Genomic DNA, 2,774 nt, shown 5'->3' with positions numbered 1-2,774 from the left:
CGCCGCCCGGCGCGGCCACGGGGAGGTGGACCTCGCCGGTGGCGGGATCGGGAAGGCAGAAGAACACCACGTCGTCGAAACCCTCGCTGTACGCCGCCGGCGCGGAGTCCTCGGTGGCGGCGGTGAACTCCCCGAGCTGATCGCCGTCGAGCGTCACGCGCACCAGATCCGCGGCGAAGGCAGCGACGGCCGCGTGTGCCGGCCAAAGGGACGGGTGCAGTAGTAGCTGCGATCACTGGTGAGCGAGTGGTCTCGCCGCACCACTCCCACGCCGGCCGGCCCGCTCGGCCGTTCACGACAGGAAATCTCTCAGCCAACCCGGGGTTCTGAACCGGTATCCTCCAATGGTTGCCGGGCATGCGCTGCACCGCGACCGGGCCGTGGACACCCGGCCCCGCGACCAGAGACGCTCGGCGGGCCCCGAGCGTGGGAGAAACGGACATCGATGTGATCACCCTTGCCGCGGCACCGCCGGTCGAACCCTCGGCCGAGTACAGCGGATTCATCGGATGGGTCCTGAATCTCATGGAGACACTGGGCGAGCTCGGCGTGGGCATGGCGATCCTGCTCGAGACGTTCCTGCCACCGATCCCGTCCGAGGCGGTGCTGCCCGGGGCCGGGTTCCTCGCCTACGAGGGGCGGATGAGCTTCTCCCTCGCCTGGGCTGCGGCCACCGCGGGCGCGCTGATCGGCGCCTGGATCTGGTACGCCGTCGGCGCCGCGCTCGGACGCGATCGCACCAGGAGCCTGGTGGGCAGGATCCCGCTGCTCGACTACGAGGACTTCGACAAATCGGAAGCCTTCTTCCAGCGGTGGGGCGGAGTGGCCGTGCTGCTGGGGCGCTGCGTCCCCCTGGTGCGCTCGTTCGTCTCGATACCCGCCGGGATCAGCCGAATGCCCGTCCTGCACTTCTCCGCCTACACCCTCATCGGATCCGGGGTGTGGAACGCGATCTGGATTGGCGCGGGGTTCGTCTTTGGCCCGGCGATCAAGCCCGTTCTGGAGCGGTGGAGTGGGGTGCTGTCCAACGCGGTGTTGGCGATCATCGCGATCCTGTTTGTCTGGTTTGTGGTCAAGCGCGTACGGCGGCTGATCGAGCGCCAGCGCGCTGTGAGCGTGGAGTGAGCGCTCCTGTGACGCCTCGCCAGCTCGAGCGGATAGCCGCCTCCGGGCGTCCCAGCGCGTCGCTGCTCGTCCCCGCTCGTCCCAGCGACAAGGGCACGGGCCGCGCGGGCCGCGCTGGACCCGCCCACTCGTCGAGTGGTCGAATCTGATGGATTTGCCGAAACCCCACCTGGGAAAACGCGAGCAGGAATGACCCCGCGATGGATGGTGGCGCGGGGCCGCCGAGGTGTGCCGGGTTCGCTCTGTCATACAGGGCGTGGTTCCTGTGGCGCGAGCGCGAACAGGGCCTGCAGAACGTGACGTGGGCCGATAGGGCCTGAGCTGGGTCAGCGGCACCCGGGATCGGGCTCACCGGGGGTTGGAGATGCCGGCGTCGTCGTCGTTCACGTCATGCAGCCCCGGTTGGGACGCGAACGGGCCTGTCACACTGGCACGCCCGATCGGGCGGAGGCATTCTGGACGTCATGCCAGCCGACTCCAGCCAGCCCGCGCCCAGCGCCACCGCGGTGCCCAGCTCCGCCACCGCGTCTAGCCCCTCCACCGACCTGCCCTCTGACGGGAAGGTCGGGCTGCGCGTCTTCGTGGAACCCCAGCAGGGCGCCACCTACGCCGACCAGCTCGCGGTCGCCCGCGCGGCAGAGGACCTGGGTTACGAGGCGTTCTTCCGGTCGGACCACTACCTCAAGATGGGCGACGTCAGCGGCCTGCCCGGTCCCACCGACGCCTGGCTCACCCTGGCCGGTCTGGCCCGGGAGACCAGCTCCATCCGGCTCGGCACCCTGCTGACCTCGGTGACCTTCCGGCACCTCGGCCCGCTGGCGATCTCGCTCGCGCAGGTCGATCAGATGTCCGGGGGGCGCCTGGACGTCGGCTTGGGCGCCGGGTGGTACGACGACGAGCACACCGCCTACGGCATCCCGTTCCCGCCCATCGGCGAGCGGTTCGACATGCTCGAGGACACCCTCGGCGCCCTGGAGACCCTGTGGTCGACCCCCGAGGGGGAGACGGTGACCGTGCGGGGCAAGAGGACCGACCTGGTCGACTCGCCCGGCCTGCCCAAGCCGCTGCAACAGCGGCCGCCGGTCATCGTCGGTGGCTTTGGCAAGCGCCGCACCCCCGCGCTGGCCGCCCGGTTCGCCGACGAGTTCAACGTGCCCTTCGCCGACGTCGACACCGTGGCCACCCAGTACCTCCGCGTCGACGAGGCGTGCGCCGAACGCGGCCGGGCGCCGGGGGAGATCGTGCGCTCGGCAGCCCTCGTGCTGTGCTGCGGCCGCAACGAGTCGGAGCTCGCCCGCCGCGCCGGCGCCATCGGGCGGGATCCGGAGGAACTGCGGGCCAACGGCGCGGCCGGAACCCCTGATCAGGTGGTCGACACCATCGGCCGGTACTCGGCGATCGGTATGAGGCGCATCTACCTGCAGGCCCTCGACATGTCCGACCTTGACCACCTGGAGCTGGTGGCCTCGGAGGTGGCGCGGCAGCTGTAGGGGGTAGATCTGGCGCGTGATTCGCGGCCAGCCTGGCCCCTTCTGCCCTGCCAGAGACATCCGAAATCTGACCGCCCCTGGACAAGGAGATTAGTTTGCCCTGTTAGCTTGGTCCCGGCGATGCGTAACTTAACCCCGGTAGTTCACGGGGATCTGAGG

At 69.9% G+C, this 2,774-nt stretch carries 2 protein-coding genes; both read left to right on the top strand.

Features of this window, described 5'->3' with window-relative positions; genetic code table 11:
* The first annotated feature begins 447 nt into the window (after nucleotides 1–447).
* On the top strand, nucleotides 448–1,125 hold the full coding sequence (locus G6017_RS10970; protein WP_182617343.1) for a VTT domain-containing protein: 678 nt from the start codon (nucleotides 448–450) through the stop codon (nucleotides 1,123–1,125).
* A gap of 464 nt (nucleotides 1,126–1,589) precedes the next feature.
* Nucleotides 1,590–2,615 (top strand): LLM class F420-dependent oxidoreductase, encoded by a 1,026-nt coding sequence (locus tag G6017_RS10965; RefSeq protein WP_241731483.1) that lies wholly within the window; start codon nucleotides 1,590–1,592, stop codon nucleotides 2,613–2,615.
* Nucleotides 2,616–2,774: the final 159 nt, after the last annotated feature.

It is taken from the genome of Dietzia sp. B44 (assembly GCF_014145245.1).
Lineage (GTDB): Bacteria > Actinomycetota > Actinomycetes > Mycobacteriales > Mycobacteriaceae > Dietzia > Dietzia natronolimnaea.
The sequence above is the reverse complement of the archived record's forward strand: the minus strand, read 5'-3'. Positions and strand labels throughout refer to the sequence as shown.

Bases quoted from the DNA above. Each gene is read 5' to 3' on its own strand.
- G6017_RS10965 (WP_241731483.1), top strand. From the start codon at position 1,590: ATGCCAGCCGACTCCAGCCAGCCCGCGCCCAGCGCCACCGCGGTGCCC.